This window comes from Nitrosomonas halophila (assembly GCF_900107165.1).
Lineage (GTDB): Bacteria > Pseudomonadota > Gammaproteobacteria > Burkholderiales > Nitrosomonadaceae > Nitrosomonas > Nitrosomonas halophila.
In genome coordinates, this window is record NZ_FNOY01000050.1 from 1 (window position 1) to 21,136 (window position 21,136).

Consider the following 21,136-nt stretch of genomic DNA (forward strand, 5'->3'; position numbering starts at 1 on the left):
CCCCTACTTTTAGCATCATGGTACGTCCAAAATTTTAAAAGATAAATCTTACCGCCTTAAAGGCGGTGGTTTTAACCTTACTTCGGACTAATAAACCGTAGCACGTTTGGCTATCTCGCTCATCACATTCTCCAAATATCGTAATGCTGCGCGTTATAACGTCATAGCATCAATCATGGACGAGTAACGCTATTCTCATGACACTGATTGCCATAAAATAATCAAAACTGCACGGCTTCCAGACTGTCCGGCGAATCCGGATTCAAGTAAAAATAGACGGCGCCCCAGGTTGCCAAAACATCTCATTTTTCCGCACGCGCCACGGCCCGCTTGTGTCCAGGCTTTGGCTGCTGTGGCTGTTGCTGACAGGCCGCACGGTAAGCGCGCAAGGTCCGTTGGGCACGGCCCAGGACCGTATCCGGAGGATAATTGACCATGTCGTTCAATTCGGAATCTGCCGAGATCCCGCAAGGAAAATCAGTCAGCAATTCAATCCCGTCGCACATATGCTCGGCTGTGTAAATATGGAATTCTCCTCTAGCCACTGCTTCGATCACTGCGCTGTCCAGCATGAGATGGCGGCAGTTCCGGCCAGGAATCAGCACGCCCTGGGAGCCATCCAGCCCTGCTGTTTTGCAAACCTTGAAAAATCCCTCAATTTTTTCATTAATGCCCCCTACCGGCAAAATTTCTCCATACTGGTTGATGGCGCCAGTGACCGCGATACCTTGCTTGAGTGGCAATCCGGCCAAGGCCGACAGCAGCACATAGAGCTCGGCACAAGAAGCGGAGTCTCCCTCAATGCCATAGTATTCCTGCTCAAAAACAATAGAAGCATTGAGTGCCAGCGGCGCGTTGTGCGAAAACAAGGCGGATAACAAATGCTGCAGAATGAAGACGCCCTTATCGTGAATGGGGCCGGATAGCCCGACCTCGCGCTCGATATTCAGCAGACCATCCTCGCCCGCGAAGGCATGGGCTGTCACGCGCACCGGCATCCCGAAGCTTTGGTCGCCCATATCGATCAAACTCAGGCCATTGATTTGGCCGGTTCTTTGTCCGTGCACGGCAATCACCACATCGCCATCGGCAATGGCCTCCTGCGCGCATTGATCCGGATAGTTGTGCCGCATCATGCTGGCTCGCTGGGCCGAAATGACATCCTCCGCTTCGACTATCTGCCCATTCCGGGCTTTGCACTGCATGGCGCTTTCCACGACCAGCGTCTCGGTATGGCTAAAATTTGCACTCAGACGCGTTTGATCCTCCGCCACTCTATGGCAAGCCCCCAGCACCGCGGCGACTGCCCCCCTGGAAAAATGCGGCAAACAACCCTGCTGGCAAACATGCGCAATAAAAATCGAGAGTGCATGATAGGCTTGCGCGCTGGCTAGAAAGGAAGCGGCAAAATCAACTTTTACCCGGAAACGGCGTGCCAGTTCGGGATTGTTCTCCTGAATCGCATAATATTGCTCACGTGAACCGATCAGCACGATCTTCACCTGCAACGCGACAGCCTCTGGCTCGATTGAGACAACCGGTGTGGCTGCCGAGGCCGCCCACGGTTCTTCGATCTGCAGCATATGACTGCGCAGCAGACGGCAGATTTTTTCCCAGACCAGCCCGTCGGCCAGCAAATCATCCAGATGCAGCATCAGGAATCCGCCATGTGCCCGCAGCAAGCCGCCAGCGCGAATGCGGGTGTAATCGGTCATCAGCGCGCCTTCGACTGACTGATATTCGATGCTGCCTATCAATGATTTGAATGAGGGGTTATCCTCCACGACAACAGGCGCCCCAGACAGCTCCCGATTATCCACCACCAGGTTGATCTGGTAGCGTCCCAGCAAGCTGTTCATTCGTGCCTGGTATTTGTCCTCATCCATCCCCGATGTCCAAAAAATATCCAGGTTTTCTAGCACATCCTGCTGGATCTGGTCCAAATAGCGCCCAAGCTTGCCGCGATCGGCAAAAGGCTGCGCCAGCCCATCGAGAATGGCATTCAGGACTTGTGCCAGTAAAGGCTGAATCCGTTGCCGGTGCAAAGCTGCCAGCGCTTCATCGCGCTGACGTTCCAGTGGGCGAATTTTCTCGAGATAACTGGTGATTGCGCTGCGCAAGGTCTGCTCGGCCTGGTCGATTGCCTCCCGGCGCGCCTTTGGCAAGGCCAAAACTTCATTTTCCGTCAATACATTGCCGCTCTCATCCAGAAGTGTAAAAATAAGACGCCCCGACTCGCGCTGAATGACGAAATGCAGCGTCTCGGCCAGTGCATTGAGTTCGGCGTATGCCCTGGTTTCTTCCACTCTGAAACGCTTTTCGATGCGTTCGATTTCTGCCTTGAAATCCTCTTCGTTCAAGCGCTTGGGTATTTCCTGCTGTAAGTTTTTTGCAAACAGCGCTAACTGCTGCCGCAACCAACTGCCCTGGCCCGCCGGCAAACGCAGCGCCAATGGCCGCTCCGGCAGATCGAAGTTATGCACATAACACATATCGGGCGGCACCGGCCTGCTTGCCGCAACATGGGCCATCGCCTGGCGCAACAAGGAAGACCTGCCACTGCCGGTCTCGCCCAGTACAAACAGGTTATAGTCTGGCTGTCTCATTTCGAGTCCAAAAAAGGCAGCCTGCTGAGCGCGTTCCTGTCCAATCCAGGAAAGCGATTGATCGGTTAAAGCAGAAGTGTCCTGAAAATCCAGCGTATCGGGTTCGATGGCCAGGCTCAGTGCACAAGGTTCCAATCTGGTTATTGGCATTTTTTAAATTATCAAGATTGAGAAAAATTCCGGTTAGGCCCGGGAATCTCGGTTGGATGAGCTGAAATGCGCGGTATTCAAGTCACATAGTGGCGTCATGGCTTTCTGGAATGGCGCCAGCCAGCGGCGCCGCTCCCACAAAACCGCATGCACAGCCAACTTGGCCGACCAAGAAACAAGAAAGAGAACGGGTGCTATGCACAAGGCAGATCCCACTGGCTGGCAGCGGCCCCATGGCCATCATGCGAGCAGGACAGAATCAATTTGAGCCAGTATCTTTTTCCATCACCGGTTGATGGTGCGATGGTTGAGCAAGGTATTCCGGCACCCAGGTGGTCAAAGTCATTTTAACAGCTTCGTCACTTAACGCCTGCTGGTCAGAGAACCACTCCAGCAGGCTGCACAACCACTGTCCATTTGGCGGACAAGAATGTGTAATGCGCAGTTTCTCATGCGGTGTCGGCAATGTGCTTTCATTATCACCGGCCAGTTCTTCATGCAATTTCTCGCCCGGACGCAGGCCGGTAAAAACGATTTCAATATCATTCTCGTTCAAACCGGACAGTCGAATCATATCTTTTGCCAGATCAACGATTTTGACCGGATCGCCCATATCCATGATGAAAATCTCTCCACCAGTTGTCGTGCGATCCATGGCGCCTGCCTGCAGAACCAATTGTGCAGCTTCCTGGAGTGACATAAAGTAACGGCTGATAGCCGGATGGGTAACGGTAATGGGCCCGCCGCGCGCGATCTGCTCTCTGAATTTGGGAATGACGCTACCGGTACTTCCCAGAACATTCCCAAAACGTACGATGACAAAATCGGTGCGGGGCTTAGCAGCCACCTGTTGGCAGTCATTTTCAACCGACTGCTGGAGCGCCTGGCATACCATTTCAGCCAGCCGTTTGCTCGCCCCCATGATATTGGTGGGATTCACCGCCTTGTCAGTGGAAATCAACACAAACTTCTCAATGCCATATTTGATGGCAGTTTGTGCCAGATGATAGGTACCCAAGACATTGTTCTTCAGCGCCTGCCAGCTATTGGCATGCTCCATCAATGGCACATGCTTGTAGGCCGCAGCATGAAAAACGGCCGCAGGCCGATATTGATCGAATATTTGATCCAGTCTGGCGCTGTCCTTCACATCGCCGATCAGAAATGCCGCGGGAATCTCCGGAAAATTGGCGCGGCACTCTTCGGCAATGGTATACAGCGCATATTCGTTCAGTTCCAGCAGCACCAGCTGTCTGGGATTAAACGACAGGATTTGCCGGCACAACTCCGAGCCGATCGATCCACCCGCACCGGTAACCAGAATGACTTTTCCGGTCAATAATTCATGCAGGCCTTCCATATCCAGCACAACCGGAGCACGGCCCAGCAAATCATCCAGCTCCACGTTGCGTATTTGCGATACAGTCATCCTGCCGCTCACCAAATCGACATAGGAAGGAACAGTCATGGGCTTGATCCCAATCCGAGCGCAGATCTCCAGCGCGTGACGGCGTAAAGCCTGGGACGCCGAAGGCATGGCGATGATGACATGACCGACACTCAATTTTTCGACCCATTCGACCAAATCGTCAATCATTCCCAGCACTTTTACACCATGCAGATGCGTTCCCAATTTATTGGGATTGTCGGTCAGCAGGCCGGCCACATGCCAATCGCGGCTGCGCTCCAGCTCCTTGACAAGACTGACGGCAGTGCTGCCTGAACCCAACACAATCACCGGCTGGCGTTTTGCGTCGTCCAGGCTGTACAAACGCTGCTCTTTCCAGGATCGATAGACAATCCGGCTTCCCCCCATGATCAACATCAACAGCATGGGGGCTAGAAACAGCGCCGCGCGCGGCACCAGTACAGGCAATTGCAGCATGTACAAGACAAACGGCACGGCAATCGCACCCAGTGCCACTGTCAGAAAAATCTGCTTCAAATCGGGCAAACTGGCGTAACGCCACAATCCACGATAAAGACCGAACGAGTAAAATATGCTGGCTTGCAAGGGTACAATCCACAAGAGAATATACTTGAATGATTGCTGATACTCGCTGGGAATCTCAAAATTGAAACGAAACAGGTAGGCCAGCCACCAGGCAATGACTACCGCCAGAAAATCATGCGCGAATGCAATGAATGAGCGAATGCGGGGTTTAATTGCAATCATTCTGCCCATTACCGGAACGATTGCGCTGAAAATAGTCAAAAATCACCATCGTAATGAAATAAATACCCATCCATATACCCACCAACCATAATTGGGTAGCCGCATCCTGCCGGACCGACCATAAAGCGCTCCCACTTGCAATCAGCATCACTGCATAGCCGAGCAAGGCTGTATCGCGATGCCCCAACCCGCTTTGCACCAAACGTTGATAGTAATGCGCACGATGCGCCTGCCAGATCCGCTCACCCCGCCAGGCTCGTTTGGCCAGTGTCACTGTGGCATCGGCAATAAATGGCGAAAACACCAAGAATGGAAACCACAGAGACCACACCGCCTGCATCCAGCCCCAGATACCCAGCACGGCGGCCAGAAACCCCAGCGGGATCGATCCCACATCGCCCATAAAAATTCGGGCCGGATAAAAATTGAACAATAAAAAAGCCGCGGCCGCCGCCATGATACAAAAATTTATCGCGGCTAACAGATCATCGCCCATCAACCAGGCGCCCAAACCATAACAGCCAAAGCCGATCAATGCCATGCCGCCGGCAAGTCCATCCGATCCATCCATGAAATTATACAGATTGGTCATCCAAAGTATGGCCAATCCCGCGACGAATGTCAGCGCTCCACCATAAGAAGGATAAATCTGCCATATGGCAAATGCCATGGCAACCGATGCATGCACCAGTAAGCGCTGTAAAACGGGCAGTGTTTTCACATCATCGATGAAAGAAATGATGGCCAGCAGGCCAATGCTCGCCCATAACGCCAATGGAATGGCTGTTGCCAGCCATAGCCAGGCTGCCAGTATGCCGGCGATGATGCCAACCCCTCCGGTGCGGGGAATGGGTTTACGATGCAACGAGCGCGGATTGGGATAATCGAGCACTTTCAGAGCCGTGGGGCTATTGACCTGCCACAGGATCAGAAAATACGCAACGATGAAGGCCAGAAGTGGCGCTAGGATCAGTTGGACAGACATGGCGTACAAGAATGATGGATCGATTTTAACTCGGATTCCTCAATTGAACAGGCTGTTGTGTACGCTCTCCGAAGCGCCACGTAGAACACGACCTCCCTGCATGATAATGTCATTGCAGGGCACTGCCATCCCGTTCGGCACTTTTAATGCGCACACTTCATCACGCCCTCGGATTGCCACCAATTGGGCGGACATGCAATGCACAATAATAGGGTCGGCGATAAAGTATGGAGCCCTGTATCGCTGATACAGGGCTCCATTGCTGCATTCTATACGATAGGCGCCCACACTCTGCAATCAAATAATCAGTTCCTGTAGAAAAACTACATTCAACCAATCATTCAATACGGGGGCAGGAAAGGAAAAAAATGACAAGACAGACCAGGGGCGTTGCAGACTGCAGCGATCAGGGCGAGCAATGGGGGTTTTCACAGGGCCGGAACACTTGCGGAAATTCTCCCACCCTGACAGAGCGGGAGAATTTCAAAGTTTCAGCTAAATTCCGCGCTGACCAGCGGAGGGTTTATGCCGGCATCGGATTTGCCGCGTAATACTGATGAGCTGCTGTTGCAGCGGCTCCCCGCTCTACTTTCATGCCCAGATCTGCCAATACATGCTCCAGCGCATCCAGGCAGAAAATTACTTTCTCTATCTTGCTTGAATTACCCATTAAACCAAAGCGCCAGATCTTGCCTGCAAAATCACCCAGTCCGGCGCCAATCTCGAGATTGTAATCTGCCAACAGCCGGCGGCGCACTTCTTTCTCATCAATACCGGCAGGGACATGAACCGAGTTCAATTGCGGCAAACGGTAGGGTTCGGCCACGACATACTCGATACCCAGCGTTTTCAAACCGGCCTTCAATGCTTCGTGGTTACGGCGGTGCCTCGCCCAGGAATGCTCAAGTCCTTCCTCATACAGCATGACCAGCGATTCATGCAGGCCATATAAAGAATTGGTCGGCGCCGTATGATGATAGGTACGGGAAGAACCCCAATAGCCCAGTAACAGATTGATGTCCATAAACCAGCTGTGCACTTTCTCGGTACGGCCTTTGACCAGATTGGCCACGCGCTCGGAAAAACTGACTGGTGATAATCCCGGCGGGCAAGACAGACATTTCTGGCTGCCGGAATAAATGGCATCGACCCCCCACTCATCCATATAGATCGGCGTACCGCCCAGGGAAGTGACGGTATCCATAATCGTCAGACAACCATATTTTTTTGCAATCTCGCACAGCGTTTTTGCATCCGACTGCACACCGGTAGATGTTTCAGCATGCACAAATGCCACGATCTTCGTGTCCGGATTGCTTTTCAAGGCATCTTCCAGCTTCTGCGGGTCGACCGGTTCGCCCCATTTGTCTTCCACCACCACGGGAATGCCGCCACAGCGCTCGACATTCTCTATCATGCGTCCGCCAAATACGCCATTCCTGCATACGACGACTTTGTCTCCCGGCACGATCATATTGACAAAGCACATTTCCATACCGACAGAACCCGGACCGGAAACGGGGAAAGTCAATAAATTGGCTGTCTGAAACGCATATCTGAGCAATCCCTTCAATTCTTCCATCATGTCCGTAAAGACCGGATCAAGATGGCCCAGCGTAGGACGAGCCAGAGCGGCTAGCACACGAGGATGTGTATCCGAGGGCCCTGGACCCATCAGAATACGTTGTGGTGGATAGAATGTGGTTATTTTTTTTTCTGGACGAAAATCATCGGTGGTCATTGATATTCCTAAGGAGTGTATAGACGAAATTTTTATCTGAGGCTTCTCTAAGCATCCAATTTTCTTTGCTTGACTGCACTGCTTCCCAGCGCCTGGAAACTTGCGCGCCAGAGATCCCCTTTAGCAACTGAAGCGGGGATTTTATCAAGTGATCAGAAAATTTACTATCCGGTCCAAGCGGAAATTATCCTGCGAGTCTCCCACGCGGCCTCTCGTCAACCCATCTGGGCAAACGCAGGATTTCGATGGACAAAAAAACAGGGGGGTGGGGCACAACATGGATACACATACTGCAACCAGTCATCGCTTGGCATCACACCATGCCCGAGGGACTGCATGTTCGCTTTACCGGACCAGAATTAAAATCCGGTAAAGCTTGGGGTTTGGTTGTCAGTGTTTGATCGCAGCAGAGCCTGTCGCACCCTTTTCAGACACTGATGCCATCGCCTGGCTGGAAAGGGTTGATGGCAGCATTTCCGGCTTATACTCAAGCGCGATTTCCAGAACCTGATCGATCCATTTCACTGGCTGGATATTCAACCTGCTTTTTATGTTGACCGGAATCTCGCTCAAATCCTTGACATTATCCTCCGGAATGAGCACGGTGGTAATCCCACCGCGATGAGCGGCCAACAGTTTTTCCTTAAGTCCACCGATGGGCAATACCTCGCCTCTCAAGGTAATCTCACCGGTCATGGCGACCGCCGCCCGAACTGGAATGCCAGTCAATGCAGACACCATGGATAAGCAGATACCAATGCCCGCACTGGGTCCATCCTTGGGTGTAGCGCCCTCAGGTAAATGAATGTGAATATCGTTTTTCAGGTAAAAATCATCGGGAATCCCTAAAATTGTGGAACGGCTGCGGACAACAGACAGTGCAGCCTGAATCGATTCCTGCATGACTTCACCCAATTTCCCGGTGGTAATGGTCTTTCCCTTGCCGGGCAAGACCACCGCTTCGATTCTCAGCAACTCGCCACCGACTTCCGTCCAGGCAAGCCCGGTCACCTGTCCGACCTGATTCTTCTCCTCGGCCATTCCATAGACATAGCGCCGCACACCGAGATATTTGTCGAGATTGCGGGAGTTGACTGTAATTTTGCCCTTATTACCCTTGAGCAATAGCGCTTTGACCACCTTGCGGCAAATCCTGGAGACTTCCCTTTCCATCGATCGCACTCCGGCTTCCCGCGTGTAGTAACGGACAATATCACGCAAAGCCGATTCAGAAACGGTCAACTCCTCGTCCTTCAGCCCATGGTTCTTCATTTGCTTGGGAAGCAGATAACGTTTCGCGATATTCAGTTTTTCATCTTCGGTATACCCTGACAGGCGGATGACTTCCATCCGATCCAGCAAGGCTGGAGGGATGTTCAGGGTATTTGCTGTCGCCACGAACATGACGTCAGACAAATCATATTCGACCTCGATATAATGATCGACGAAGGTACTATTCTGTTCCGGATCAAGCACTTCCAGCAGCGCCGATGAGGGGTCACCACGAAAATCCATGCCCATTTTGTCGACTTCATCGAGCAAGAACAAAGGATTCTTGACACCGACTTTGGTCATGCTTTGCAGAATCTTTCCGGGCATCGAACCAATATAAGTGCGGCGATGGCCACGAATCTCGGCTTCATCCCGCACGCCTCCCAGCGACATACGGACAAATTTGCGGTTGGTCGCGCGCGCGATGGATCGCCCCAGCGAAGTTTTACCGACACCAGGCGGGCCAACCAGGCAAAGTATCGGCGCCTTGGATTTAGCCACACGCTGCTGTACAGCCAGATACTCGACGATTCGTTCTTTGACCTTCTCCAATCCATAATGGTCCTCGTCCAGAGTGGTCTCGGCTGTTTCCAGTTCTTTGCAGATTTTGGTCTTGTGTTTCCACGGCAACGCCACCAAGGTATCGATATAATTCCTGACAACCGTCGCTTCCGCCGACATCGGAGACATGAGACGCAGCTTCTTGAGTTCGGATTCGGCCTTGGCAAGCGCCTCTTTCGGCAGGGAGGCTGCTCTGATTTTGCGTTCGATTTCCTCGAGATCCGCACCCTCTTCGCCTTCGCCCAATTCTTTCTGAATCGCCTTCACCTGCTCGTTCAGATAGTAATCCCGCTGGCTTTTCTCCATCTGGCGCTTGACTCTGCCACGGATACGTTTTTCCACCTGCAGAATATCCAGTTCGGCTTCGAGCAGCCCAAGCAGTCGCTCCAGGCGTTGCTGAACATCGAAGATTTCCAGAATTTCCTGTTTCTGTTCCAGTCGCAAAGGCAGATAGGCGGCTATCGTATCCGCCAAGCGGCCCGCCTCATCAATACCGCTTAAAGATGCAAGAATTTCGGACGGAATTTTTTTGTTCAATTTGACATACTGATCAAACTGAGAAAGCAGCGCACGCCGCAATGCCTCTATTTCAGGCGTATTGACTTCATCGATCAAAATACGAGCGGCTTTGCCCGAAAATGCATTATCGGAATCTTCGAGTGCCTCAATTTTTGCGCGATAATTCCCTTCCACCAGAACTTTTACCGTACCATCCGGTAATTTCAGCATCTGCAGTATGCTGGAAACGCAGCATACTTTATATAAGTCCTGAGGGAGGGGATCGTCTTTAGCGGCCGATTTCTGGGCGACCAGCAAGATGTTCTTGCCGGCTTCAGTCGCAATTTCCAACGCCTTGATGGACTTGGGTCGTCCGACAAACAGCGGTATCACCATATGTGGAAAAACCACTACGTCGCGTAACGGCAACAAAGGCAAATCCAGTTCACTGGATTCAATATCGATGATGTCTGATGTCATATTTTACCCCTTGAGGGAATGCAGATAAATCAAGTTATGGTGCTGCTTTGATAAAAAACAAGCTTCCTAAGGGTTATTTCGAGTATGTCAAATCAGACCCTTTATGCCTGTTTCGAATTCCTTGCCAACTTGGGTTTTTCTGCATAAATTATAATCGGTTGAATATCCTCGCTATTGGAACCCGCTTCAATCACAACCTTGGAAACATTCTCGATTGACGGCAAGTCATACATGATATCCAACAGCGTTTCTTCCAGAATTGAACGCAGCCCGCGCGCACCGGTTTTCCGCGCCAACGCTTTCTTGGCGATGGCCGCAAGTGCCTGTTCCCGGAACTCCAATTCAACGCCGCCTTCCATGTTGAATAATTTGCAGTACTGCTTGACCAGCGCATTCTTGGGCTCGACCAGAATCTGAATCAATGCCGCCTCGTTCAACTCGCTCAAGGTCGCGACAACCGGTAAACGGCCGACGAATTCAGGGATCAGGCCATATCTAATCAGATCTTCCGGTTCAATGTCTTTAAGAATTGAGTTCAGTTCCTTGTGATCATCCCGGTTTACAACCTTCGCACCAAAACCTATGCCACCTTTTTCAGAGCGGGTCCGGATAATCCGGTCTATGCCATCAAACGCCCCGCCGCAAATAAACAGAATATTGGTGGTATCGATCTGGATAAATTCCTGATTGGGATGCTTGCGGCCGCCTTGCGGCGGAACCAGGGCGGTCGTCCCCTCGATCAATTTTAGCAGCGCCTGCTGCACCCCTTCCCCGGATACATCCCGAGTAATGGAGGGGTTGTCCGATTTTCGGGAAATTTTATCGATTTCATCGATATAGACGATACCCCGCTGCGCCTTCTCGACATCATGATTGCATTTCTGCAACAGCTTCTGAATGATGTTCTCGACGTCCTCACCCACATAACCCGCCTCGGTCAGGGTGGTCGCATCAGCGATCACAAACGGCACATCGAGCAATCTTGCCAACGTTTGCGCCAGCAAGGTTTTGCCGGAACCCGTCGGCCCGATCAGCAGAATATTGCTTTTGGCAAGTTCAACTTCATCCTTATCATTGGTTTTGGACAGACTTCTCAGGCGTTTGTAATGGTTATAGACAGCGACAGAAAGCGTCTTCTTCGCCGATTCTTGTCCGATGACATATTGATCCAAGGTCTGGCATATTTCACGTGGGGTCGGCAGACTTGATTTGGACAGCTTGGCTGTTTCACTCACCTGCATTTCCTCGCGAATGATGTCATTGCAAAGGTCGATGCATTCATCGCATATGAATACGGAGGGCCCAGCGATCAGTTTCCTGACCTCTCGCTGACTCTTTCCGCAAAAAGAACAATACAATAGTTTTTCGTCGTTTGTTTTTTCGGACATCACTCTACCCCGCGATCATCGCACGAATATGAATCGTTTAAAATTCCAGCCAGGGCGATCCCATATTATTTTTTCTTTTCATCCCTGCTGGTCAGCACTGTATCCACCAAACCGTATTTTACTGCTGCCTCGGCGCTGAGGAAGTTATCACGATCGGTATCTTTTTCAATCGTTTTCATGGTTTGACCAGTATGGTGCGCCATGATTTCATTCAATCTGTGCTTAAGATACAAAATTTCCTTGGCGTGTATCTCGATATCCGACGCCTGCCCCTGGAATCCGCCCATCGGCTGATGGATCATGACGCGCGAATTAGGCAGGCAGAAGCGCTTATCCTTGGTCCCTGCGGTCAGCAGCAATGCCCCCATACTCGCTGCCTGGCCCACACAGAGTGTGCTCACATCGGGTTTGATGAACTGCATCGTGTCGTAAACAGCCAAACCGGCTGTGACCAGTCCACCGGGAGAATTAATGTAAAGATAAATATCCTTATCTGAATTCTCGGATTCCAGGAATAGAAGCTGGGCGATAATCAAATTGGCGGATGCCTCCGTAACAGGGCCTACCAAGAAAATGATCCGCTCTCTGAGCAGCCGCGAATAAATATCGTAGGCGCGCTCGCCTCTCCCGCTGGTCTCGATCACCATCGGTATCAAACCCAACCCTGTCGGATTCAAGGCACTGTCCTTCTGTTCAAACATTGGCTGCATAGGGATGACCCATCAATTCTTCAAAAGTAATACTCTGATCAACAATATTGGCTCTCTCTAGTATCCATGATACGACATTATCCTCCAGCACAATGGGTTCGATATCTCGCAGCCGATCAGGAGAGGCGTAATGCCATTTGACTACTTCCTGTGGATTTTCATAACTCTGCGCATATTCTTCAACAAAGCGCCTGACTTGCTCCGGTTTGGCGCTCAGTTCATGGGTTTTGATCAGCTTGCCCAATATCAGACCAAGCTTGACGCGCCGTTCTGCTTTTTCCTGGAAAGCCTCCCGCGGAATATCCAGCTCCTTGTTGCGCAGGCCCCGCGCCGCCTGAGCATCGCGAATCTCTTCTATCAGCCGGTCGATTTCCTGCTGAATCAGTGCCTGGGGTGCCTGGATTGAAATCCTATCCAGCAAGGCCTGCATGATCTGCTCCTTGACTTTGGCATGAACGCGTTGTCCGGCCTCGCGCTGCAGATTGGCTCTGATTTCTTCTTGCATTTTAGTGACATCCCCATCCGGAACACCGAGCAACTTGGCGAAATCACTATCGATATCAGGCAATTTAGGCGCATCAACCCGGTTGAGCTTGACCGTGAAAGACACAGTCTTGCCAGCCACTTCCTTGCCGGGATAATCCGCGGGAAACGTCATATCAAATGTTTTTTCTTGTCCCGCACTCATACCCACGACAGGTGTTTCAAAATCCTTTAGGAGATTTCCTTCGCCGAGCACCACGCTATAGTCATCGGCCTGACCGCCGGCAAAATCCTGGCCATCCAGTTGGCCACGATAGTCGATATTGACACGATCACCCAGCTGCGCGGGACGATCCACTGTTTCAAAACTGGCCCGTTGCTTACGCAAAAGATCTACCGTTTTTTGAACTTCCGCCTCACCGATCTGCAGCACAGGCTTATTGACCGTAATCGCACTGAAGTCGCCCAATTCAAAATCGGGATAAACTTCAAAGTTCACGCTGAATTCATAATCGGCACCATTTTCCGCAAAATTCTTGGCCTCGAAATTCGGGGTGCCGGCAACCTGGAAACCTTCTTTCTTAACGGCTTCGCTGAATGCCTTTTGCAGCATTTCTCCCAGGACTTCCTGGTGAATTTGTAGACCATGCTGTTGCGCGACAATTTTCAACGGAACCTTTCCGGGGCGAAAGCCCTGAACTCTGACCTTTGGCGCAAGACGCTTCAGTCGATCATCCACTTCAGCCTGAACTTTATCTCGAGAAATCGAGAACTCAAGGCTGCGTTCCAGTGGATTGGAGGTTTCCACTTGTGTTTGCATCGAATCTTCCTAAACTGATATGTGATGAAAAAATAAGCAGCATGATGACTGCAAAACTATTTTTCAGGATTTCTCTGGTGCGAAAGGGGGGACTCGAACCCCCACACCTCATCGGCGCCAGAACCTAAATCTGGTGCGTCTACCAATTCCGCCACTTTCGCGTGATATCCTCTGAAAGGCATAGGACTTAAAACCCAAAGCTGCTGCCATCCATCTGATCTGTGAAAACAATCCACAGAATTTTGGCCGACAGCCTATCATATTCCTTCTTATCCTATGTCATTGATTATACCTTCTTCTTCTGGATACCGCAGCTTTCCTGCGCACCATGCATGGTTTATGCTTGACAAAGCAAGGTTTTGCCACTCAGGCCACGACTATCAGGCCCCATCAAATAGAGATAAGTCCGCATTAAATCTTCTGGCGGGCAGAGTGCGCGATTATTGCTGCCCGGATGCGTTTTGGTGCGCTGCGGCGTATTGACTGCACCCGGTATCAATGCGTTGATCCGCAGATTTGGAAACATCTCCCATTCCTCGGACTGAATTCTGACCAGCACTTCTATGCCTGATTTGGCTACTGCAAAAGCGCCCCAGTATGCAGCCGGTGCCTGGCCATGCGTATCGCCTGTCATGATCACGCTGGCGTCGGGAGAAGCCTTGAGCAACGGCAGGCAGGCCTGGGTCAGCGCAGCAGGCACCATCAAATTGACCTGCATGATGGTTTGCCAATGCTCAAGCTTGTGATACGCCAACGGCATCGCGCCGTAAGTCCAGGCCGCGTTGTGTAAAATGCCGTCCAAGCGGCCCATCTGGGAAGCAATCGCTTCGGCCAGCGCAGCAATATCCGCATCGACTGCTTTCTCAAAATCGAAAGGCAGAATGATTGCGGAAGCCTTGCCCAGCGCCTCGATTTCATCATAAACACGCTCGAGCTTTTCGACCCGGCGGCCATGCAAAATGACTGTAGCGCCATGGCTGGCATAAGTAATCGCGGCGGTACGCCCGATCCCCTGGCCGGCACCGGTAACCAGAACAACACGGCCTTCAAGCAAATCCTGGCCAGCTTGATAAGTTTTTTGAATATCCAATTTTTTAGCCTAGTGCGGCAGATTAAATTAAAAAACCACAACCAACCAGCAAGAAAGGCCGGTTGGTTGTGGTTTTACTGATAGCCTGGGAACGGGACGGATTACATATCCATGCCGCCCATACCGCCCATGCCACCCATGCCACCCATACCGCCCATACCCGCCGCGCCGGCAGATTCCTCTTTCGGCGCCTCTGCGACCATGGCGTCGGTCGTCAGAATAAGCCCGGCAACCGATGCAGCATTTTGCAGTGCGGAACGCGTCACCTTGGTCGGATCCAGCACACCCATCGCGACCAGATCGCCATATTCACCGGTCGCTGCATTGTAACCAAAGTTACCTTCGCCATCCTTGACTTTGTTGACCACCACAGAGGCTTCATCACCGCAATTGGTCACAATCTGACGCAGCGGTTCTTCCATGGCGCGCAGCACGATTTTGATGCCGGCGTCCTGATCATGGTTATCGCCCTTGACATTGCTCACGGCATTGGTTGTGCGCAATAACGCTACGCCACCGCCGGGAATGATGCCTTCTTCCACTGCAGCACGGGTGGCATGCAACGCGTCTTCCACACGTGCTTTCTTCTCTTTCATTTCCACTTCAGTCGCAGCGCCAACCTTGATCAGCGCGACCCCGCCAGCCAGTTTGGCAACACGTTCCTGCAATTTCTCACGATCATAGTCGCTCGAGGCATCCTCGATCAGTGCGCGGATCTGGCCAACGCGCCCCTCAATCGCGTTGGTATCGCCTGCGCCATCAATGATGGTCGTGTTTTCTTTGCCGACCTCGATACGTTTTGCTTGGCCCAAATCTTCGAGCGTCGCTTTTTCCAGCGACAGGCCGACTTCCTCAGCAATCACTGTACCACCGGTCAGAATGGCGATGTCTTCCAGCATGGCTTTGCGGCGGTCACCAAACCCAGGTGCTTTGACCGCACAGGTTTTAAGTATGCCACGAATATTGTTCACAACCAATGTTGCCAGCGCCTCGCCATCCACATCTTCGGCAATGATCAACAGAGGTTTGCCTGCCTTGGCAACTTGTTCCAAAATTGGCAACAGATCGCGGATATTGGATATTTTCTTGTCATGCAACAGGATAAAAGGGCTTTCAAGTGCGGCAATTTGCTTTTCCGCGCTGCTGATAAAATAGGGCGAGAGATAACCCCGGTCAAACTGCATGCCTTCCACCACATCCAGTTCATTTTGCAGGCCCGAACCGTCTTCGACCGTAATCACGCCTTCCTTGCCGACTTTATCCATGGCTTTGGCGATGATTTCACCGATCTCGGCATCGGAATTGGCGGAAATGCTGCCTACCTGGGCAATTTCCTTGTTGGTGGAACAAGGCTTGGAAAGTTTTTTCAGGTCTTCCACCGCTGCAGTCACAGCTTTATCAATGCCTCGCTTCAGATCCATCGGATTCATGCCGGCTGCAACGTAACGCATCCCTTCTTTGACGATGGCCTGCGCCAGAACGGTTGCGGTAGTGGTGCCATCACCAGCGGTATCAGAGGTTTTACTGGCGACTTCCTTGACCATTTGCGCGCCCATGTTCTCGAACTTGTCCTTCAGCTCGATTTCCTTGGCAACTGACACACCATCCTTGGTGATGGTCGGTGCACCATAGGAACGTTCCAGCACCACATTGCGCCCTTTGGGACCCAGCGTGACTTTCACTGCATCGGCCAGAACGTTGACCCCATTGATCATGGCATGACGCGCCACATCTCCAAATCTTACTTCTTTTGCTGCCATAATTTATTCTCCTGATTTCAGTTGGTTATTTTCAATATTTGACTATTGATTAGCCTTCGATCACGCCCATGATGTCTTCTTCGCGCATCACCAATAATTCTTCACCCTTGACTTTCACGGCTTGACCGGCGTATTTGCCAAACAGCACCTTGTCTCCAACCTTGACTTCCAGTGCACGCACATTGCCATCATCACCCACTTTTCCCTTGCCTACGGCAATGATTTCACCTTGATCAGGTTTCTCGGCAGCTGAATCGGGAATCACGATACCGGATGCAGTCTTGCGTTCCTCCTCTAACCGCTTGACAATTACACGGTCATGTAAGGGGCGAATATTCATAGCTCTTTCTCCTAAAATTGGTTAACAAGAATGATAAAAAATCCGATAGTTCGACTCGGCGAGTTATAGTGACTATCAGCGTTTAAAATTTTCAAGCCACTTGCTAGCACTCAACGCCAACGAGTGCTAATAATAGTGACTACCATAAGGAATTTCAAGTCAATGAACGATAAAAATTTATCTGCGCACAGCAATCAAGCAGTTTGGCACCCTTGCACCCAAATGAAACACCATGAAACATTCCCGCCCCTGTCAATTGTCAAGGGAACAGGCGCATGGTTATATGATGAGAGTGGCAAGCGCTATCTTGATACGATCAGCTCGTGGTGGGTCAATCTATTCGGTCATTGCAATCCGCGCATCAACGCGGCGCTGATCGATCAGCTTGGCAAACTGGAACATGTCATGCTGGCAGGATTTACGCATGAACCAGTGGTCAGGTTATCCGAAAAATTGTGCGCAATCTCGCCCGAACCCCTCGGCCATTGCTTTTACGCCAGCGATGGGGCCTCGGCTACCGAAATCGCTCTGAAAATGAGCTTCCACTATTGGCAGCAAAGCGGCCACCCCGCCAAAACGGTTTTTATCAATCTCCAGAATGGCTATCACGGGGAAACACTCGGTGCACTGTCGGTTACCGATGTCGCGCTTTTCAAACAAACCTACGCCCCGTTATTGCGGCCTTCTCCTTCGATGCCGACCCCTGACTGGCGCTTTGCCCGGGACGGTGAATCCCCCGAAGCTTGCGCACTCAGAGCGGCAGCGGAATTGGAAAACTACCTGGCGCAACACCATGCCACTATCGCCGCCCTGATTCTGGAACCACTCGTTCAGGGAGCGGCCGGCATGGGGATGTATCACCCCAGCTATCTCAAACGAGCGCGGGCAATTTGCGATGCCTACCAGGTCCATTTGATTGCGGATGAAATTGCGGTCGGTTTCGGCCGCACCGGCACGCTGTTCGCCTGCGAGCAGGCGGAAATCTCCCCTGATTTCCTGTGTCTCTCAAAGGGACTGAGCGGCGGCTATTTGCCGCTCTCGGTAGTCATGACCACCGATGACATCTACCAGGCATTTTATAGCAGCCAGACCAGCCAAGCCTTTCTCCACTCGCATTCCCATTCCGGCAATGCGCTGGCCTGCCGGGCAGCGCTGGCCACACTCGAGATCCTGGAACAGGACAACGTCATCGCCGGCAACCGTCACAAAGCAAGCTATCTCAATCAATGCCTGCAGCCGGTACAAGCGCATCCCAGAGTTGAAAATTTCCGCAATTGCGGCATGATCTGGGCATTCGAAGTCAGCGATCCGGCACCGGGCTTTACTCTGAAATTTGCGCATATGGGGCTGGATCAGCAACTGCTGATCCGCCCGCTCGGCAACACCGTCTACCTGATGCCACCCTATGTCATCAATGAAGAGGAAATGCATTTGATGGCGCAGGGCGTACTCCATATTCTCAACCACATCTAACAACCAATCATGCGAATAACATTTCTAGGCGGTGCCGGTGAAGTGACCGGATCCTGCTATCTGATCGAAACCGGCCAGATACGCTTCCTGATCGATTGCGGCATGTTCCAGGGCGGACGCGGTGCAGACCATAAAAACCGGGCGGCAATCAACTTCGATCCGGAATCCATCGATTTCGTATTGTTAACCCATGCCCATATCGATCACTCCGGCTTGTTGCCGCGCCTGAGCGTGCTCGGCTTCAGGGGCCGGGTCTACACCACCCATGCGACCGCCGACCTGCTCAGTGTGATGCTGAAAGACAGCGCCTACATACAGGAAAAAGAAGCCGAATGGCGCAACAAGGACGCACTGCGCAAAAAGCGCCAGCTCGATCATGACAACGCGCCCCTTTATACGGTCGCCCAGGCCGAAGCGCTTCTCAAGCAGATACACAGCGTCGATTACGATGAAACCGTCACGCCGCATGCCTCGCTCCGCTGCCGCTTCCGGGACGCCGGCCATATCCTCGGATCGGCCATCATCGAGGTTTGGGTAAAAACGGGCGGGCAACAAAAGAAACTGGTCTTTTCCGGCGATCTTGGCCAACCCGGCCATCCCATCGTGCGCGATCCCAGCTTTATAGAAGAAGCAGATTATCTGCTGCTCGAATCCACCTACGGCAACCGGCTTCATCGCAGCATGCAGGGCACCCGCGATGAACTGGTCACGGTCATTCAGGATACCCTGACGCAAAAACGCGGCAATATCATCGTGCCCGCTTTTACCGTCGGCCGTACCCAGGATCTGCTATTTCTACTCGCCGATCTCCAGCGCGAAGGCAGGCTGGGGCCCATGGACATTTATGTAGATTCCCCCATGGCCTTGGCGGCGACGGAAATCACGCTCAAACATCACAATCTGCTCGACCAGGAAACGACCGAGATTCTAGACTGGTTCAACCAACGCAGCAGGAATGTTCAGGTGCATTTTGTCCAGGAAGTCGAAGACTCGATCAAACTGAACAATACTCGGCATAGCGCGATCATCATTTCCGCCAGCGGCATGTGCGATGCCGGGCGCATCAAATATCATCTCAAATACAATTTGCCAAGGCCGGAATGCAGCATTCTGATCACCGGCTTCCAGGCAGCAGGCACACTGGGCCGCAGACTGGTCGATGGCGTCAAAAAAGTTCGAATTTTCGGCGAGGAAATCCCTGTACGCGCCTCCATCCACACCATAGGCGGACTTTCTGCCCATGCTGACCAACGAGATTTGATGAACTGGCTTAAAGGATTCAAGCATCCTCCCAGAAAAACCTTTGTCGTTCACGGCGAACCCAGCAATGCCGAAATACTCGCCGACGTGATCCGGGATCAACTGCACTGGAAGGTGAGCATCCCGCAACGCATGGAAAGTGAGCAACTGTAGCAGGGCATTGCCGCCAAGCACAGCTTGGTAAATGGAAAGCGCCCTGCGCAGGGCGCTAGGAGGCTGTCCGAGAATAGCGACTGATCTACTGCGGACGAACCTGCCAGGCTGGATTTTTCGATCCTTTTCGTTGAATAGAACAACAACTATTCGCCTCCAATGATCTAAAAATCCCGCTCAGCCAGCTTCGCCCTCGCTGCGATCGCTATTCTCGGACAGCCTCCTAGTACTCCGTTCCGTCAATTAGCTTACAAATGAAATCGATGGATTCGCCTGCCAGGCTAGGCGCAAACCGCAGTCATAGCCGTAGCTATGGCGAGGATTTGCAACAACGCATGACAGGCGAAGGCGCGATTTCATGTAAGTGGTTTGGCGGAACGGAGTACTAGGCATCAGCAACGATGCGAGAAATTCAGGTAGTTGGCCAGGAAAACTGGCCCAATTCCTTATTTGGTTTGGCTATTGGCCAGCACGAATTCAGCCAGGCGATCTGCCGCTTCACCCTGGATATTCGGGAAAGCAGTCATACGCAGACTGCCATTCTGCACTTTGGCAATGATCGCATCCTTGTTGGCCACGCTGGCACTCAATACCATGACACCCCCCGCCTCGGGCTTATGGCACTTGGTGCAGTTGGCGTAGAAAATATCTTCTCCGCTGGCGCTTGCCGGAGGGGTGTAGGTATCGGTCTTGGAACAGCCCACCAAACCTGTCAATGCCGAAACCGCTAATAATAAAACCATTTTTTTCATTGATACGCTCCGATTAAAAATATAAAAATTGCACGGCACCGGCAGCCCGGCATTCATCGTTGAAAAAACAGCATGCACAGTTTTCAAACCGCCCCAGAAATCAGTTGAACCGGGCTGCCGCGTGCAACAAATTCAGTTCACAGGATAAAGCATAGCGTTTTGCTAACAGCCTCCTAGCCACTCCAAATGGACTCAACCGGGAATTCCAGGCCTCAACAACGAAGGGAGAACATTATAACGCTGCTGGCGGTATCCTCTGGCAGAAGATGTTTGGTACAACAGTCACCGAGGAACATAGTCAATCAAGCCCCCGAACAACTTTCAGTTCGGCATCGTACAAAAAAATTTTGGCTCCTCGGCAGAATTTGTGGGTAACCGAAAGCGCCTTTTGTAAGACCATGGCCGGTGATAGTGGAGCACCCCGCCCAATCTCTGAGA

Annotated in this window: 14 protein-coding genes and 1 tRNA gene; 2 read left to right on the forward strand and 13 right to left on the reverse strand. The window is 51.9% G+C overall.

The annotated features are described in order from the left end of the window. Positions 1-302: 302 nt before the first annotated feature. From BLV85_RS10675 to groES, 12 genes are all read right to left on the reverse strand, one after another. Positions 303-2,756 carry a Lon protease family protein gene (locus BLV85_RS10675; protein ID WP_090414997.1) on the reverse strand — a complete coding sequence of 818 codons (2,454 nt, stop codon included), beginning with the start codon at positions 2,754-2,756 and terminating at the stop codon, positions 303-305. Positions 2,757-3,015: 259 nt separating this feature from the next. After that, positions 3,016-4,932, reverse strand: a complete 1,917-nt coding sequence (locus tag BLV85_RS10685) for a polysaccharide biosynthesis protein (protein WP_090415000.1) — start codon at positions 4,930-4,932, stop codon at positions 3,016-3,018. Beyond that, complete coding sequence (locus BLV85_RS10690) at positions 4,919-5,917, reverse strand: MraY family glycosyltransferase (protein ID WP_090415004.1); 999 nt, start codon at positions 5,915-5,917, stop codon at positions 4,919-4,921. The genes BLV85_RS10685 and BLV85_RS10690 overlap by 14 nt, the downstream gene beginning before the upstream one ends. 523 nt (positions 5,918-6,440) lie before the next feature. Continuing rightward, positions 6,441-7,658, reverse strand: coding sequence for a pyridoxal-phosphate-dependent aminotransferase family protein (locus tag BLV85_RS10695; RefSeq protein ID WP_090415006.1), 1,218 nt, complete (start codon positions 7,656-7,658; stop codon positions 6,441-6,443). A 390-nt stretch (positions 7,659-8,048) separates the two neighbouring features. Continuing rightward, a complete protein-coding gene (gene lon / locus BLV85_RS10700) occupies positions 8,049-10,469 on the reverse strand; it encodes an endopeptidase La (RefSeq protein WP_090415008.1) in 2,421 nt (806 codons plus the stop codon). A 101-nt stretch (positions 10,470-10,570) separates the two neighbouring features. Next, positions 10,571-11,857: an ATP-dependent Clp protease ATP-binding subunit ClpX gene (gene clpX / locus BLV85_RS10705; RefSeq protein ID WP_090415011.1), complete on the reverse strand. Its 1,287-nt coding sequence runs from the start codon at positions 11,855-11,857 to the stop codon at positions 10,571-10,573. A 65-nt stretch (positions 11,858-11,922) separates the two neighbouring features. Beyond that, positions 11,923-12,567, reverse strand: coding sequence for an ATP-dependent Clp endopeptidase proteolytic subunit ClpP (clpP, locus tag BLV85_RS10710; protein ID WP_090415013.1), 645 nt, complete (start codon positions 12,565-12,567; stop codon positions 11,923-11,925). Beyond that, on the reverse strand, positions 12,551-13,870 hold the full coding sequence (gene tig / locus BLV85_RS10715) for a trigger factor (protein ID WP_090415015.1): 1,320 nt from the start codon (positions 13,868-13,870) through the stop codon (positions 12,551-12,553). Before tig ends, clpP begins: the two co-directional genes overlap by 17 nt. 75 nt (positions 13,871-13,945) lie before the next feature. Continuing rightward, a tRNA-Leu gene (locus BLV85_RS10720) sits at positions 13,946-14,031 on the reverse strand. Positions 14,032-14,207: 176 nt separating this feature from the next. After that, positions 14,208-14,960, reverse strand: a complete 753-nt coding sequence (locus BLV85_RS10725) for an SDR family NAD(P)-dependent oxidoreductase (RefSeq protein ID WP_176974014.1) — start codon at positions 14,958-14,960, stop codon at positions 14,208-14,210. A gap of 101 nt (positions 14,961-15,061) precedes the next feature. After that, positions 15,062-16,720, reverse strand: coding sequence for a chaperonin GroEL (gene groL / locus BLV85_RS10730; RefSeq protein ID WP_090415018.1), 1,659 nt, complete (start codon positions 16,718-16,720; stop codon positions 15,062-15,064). Between the two features lie 49 nt (positions 16,721-16,769). Continuing rightward, on the reverse strand, positions 16,770-17,060 hold the full coding sequence (groES, locus tag BLV85_RS10735; protein ID WP_090415021.1) for a co-chaperone GroES: 291 nt from the start codon (positions 17,058-17,060) through the stop codon (positions 16,770-16,772). A gap of 162 nt (positions 17,061-17,222) precedes the next feature. On the opposite strand from groES, the gene bioA reads away from it, so the two are divergent. Together bioA and BLV85_RS10745 are read left to right on the forward strand one after the other, a co-directional pair. Next, the gene (gene bioA / locus BLV85_RS10740; protein ID WP_090415023.1) at positions 17,223-18,533 is read left to right on the forward strand and encodes an adenosylmethionine--8-amino-7-oxononanoate transaminase; all 1,311 of its coding nucleotides are present in this window, start codon (positions 17,223-17,225) and stop codon (positions 18,531-18,533) included. 9 nt (positions 18,534-18,542) lie between these two features. Further along, positions 18,543-19,946: an MBL fold metallo-hydrolase RNA specificity domain-containing protein gene (locus BLV85_RS10745; RefSeq protein ID WP_090415025.1), complete on the forward strand. Its 1,404-nt coding sequence runs from the start codon at positions 18,543-18,545 to the stop codon at positions 19,944-19,946. A 446-nt stretch (positions 19,947-20,392) separates the two neighbouring features. Here BLV85_RS10745 and BLV85_RS10750 read toward each other — a convergent pair whose 3' ends face one another. After that, a complete protein-coding gene (locus tag BLV85_RS10750) occupies positions 20,393-20,698 on the reverse strand; it encodes a c-type cytochrome (protein WP_090415028.1) in 306 nt (101 codons plus the stop codon). Positions 20,699-21,136 lie beyond the last annotated feature (438 nt).

What these genes read in the sequence shown, in the direction of transcription:
- BLV85_RS10675 (WP_090414997.1), bottom strand. Translation starts at nt 2,756, where the DNA reads ATGCCAATAACCAGATTGGAACCTTGTGCACTGAGCCTGGCCATCGAA.
- BLV85_RS10685 (WP_090415000.1), bottom strand. Translation starts at nt 4,932, where the DNA reads ATGATTGCAATTAAACCCCGCATTCGCTCATTCATTGCATTCGCGCAT.
- BLV85_RS10690 (WP_090415004.1), bottom strand. Translation starts at nt 5,917, where the DNA reads ATGTCTGTCCAACTGATCCTAGCGCCACTTCTGGCCTTCATCGTTGCG.
- BLV85_RS10695 (WP_090415006.1), bottom strand. Translation starts at nt 7,658, where the DNA reads ATGACCACCGATGATTTTCGTCCAGAAAAAAAAATAACCACATTCTAT.
- lon (WP_090415008.1), bottom strand. Translation starts at nt 10,469, where the DNA reads ATGACATCAGACATCATCGATATTGAATCCAGTGAACTGGATTTGCCT.
- clpX (WP_090415011.1), bottom strand. Translation starts at nt 11,857, where the DNA reads ATGTCCGAAAAAACAAACGACGAAAAACTATTGTATTGTTCTTTTTGC.
- clpP (WP_090415013.1), bottom strand. Translation starts at nt 12,567, where the DNA reads ATGCAGCCAATGTTTGAACAGAAGGACAGTGCCTTGAATCCGACAGGG.
- tig (WP_090415015.1), bottom strand. Translation starts at nt 13,870, where the DNA reads ATGCAAACACAAGTGGAAACCTCCAATCCACTGGAACGCAGCCTTGAG.
- groL (WP_090415018.1), bottom strand. Translation starts at nt 16,720, where the DNA reads ATGGCAGCAAAAGAAGTAAGATTTGGAGATGTGGCGCGTCATGCCATG.
- groES (WP_090415021.1), bottom strand. Translation starts at nt 17,060, where the DNA reads ATGAATATTCGCCCCTTACATGACCGTGTAATTGTCAAGCGGTTAGAG.
- bioA (WP_090415023.1), top strand. Translation starts at nt 17,223, where the DNA reads ATGAACGATAAAAATTTATCTGCGCACAGCAATCAAGCAGTTTGGCAC.
- BLV85_RS10745 (WP_090415025.1), top strand. Translation starts at nt 18,543, where the DNA reads ATGCGAATAACATTTCTAGGCGGTGCCGGTGAAGTGACCGGATCCTGC.
- BLV85_RS10750 (WP_090415028.1), bottom strand. Translation starts at nt 20,698, where the DNA reads ATGAAAAAAATGGTTTTATTATTAGCGGTTTCGGCATTGACAGGTTTG.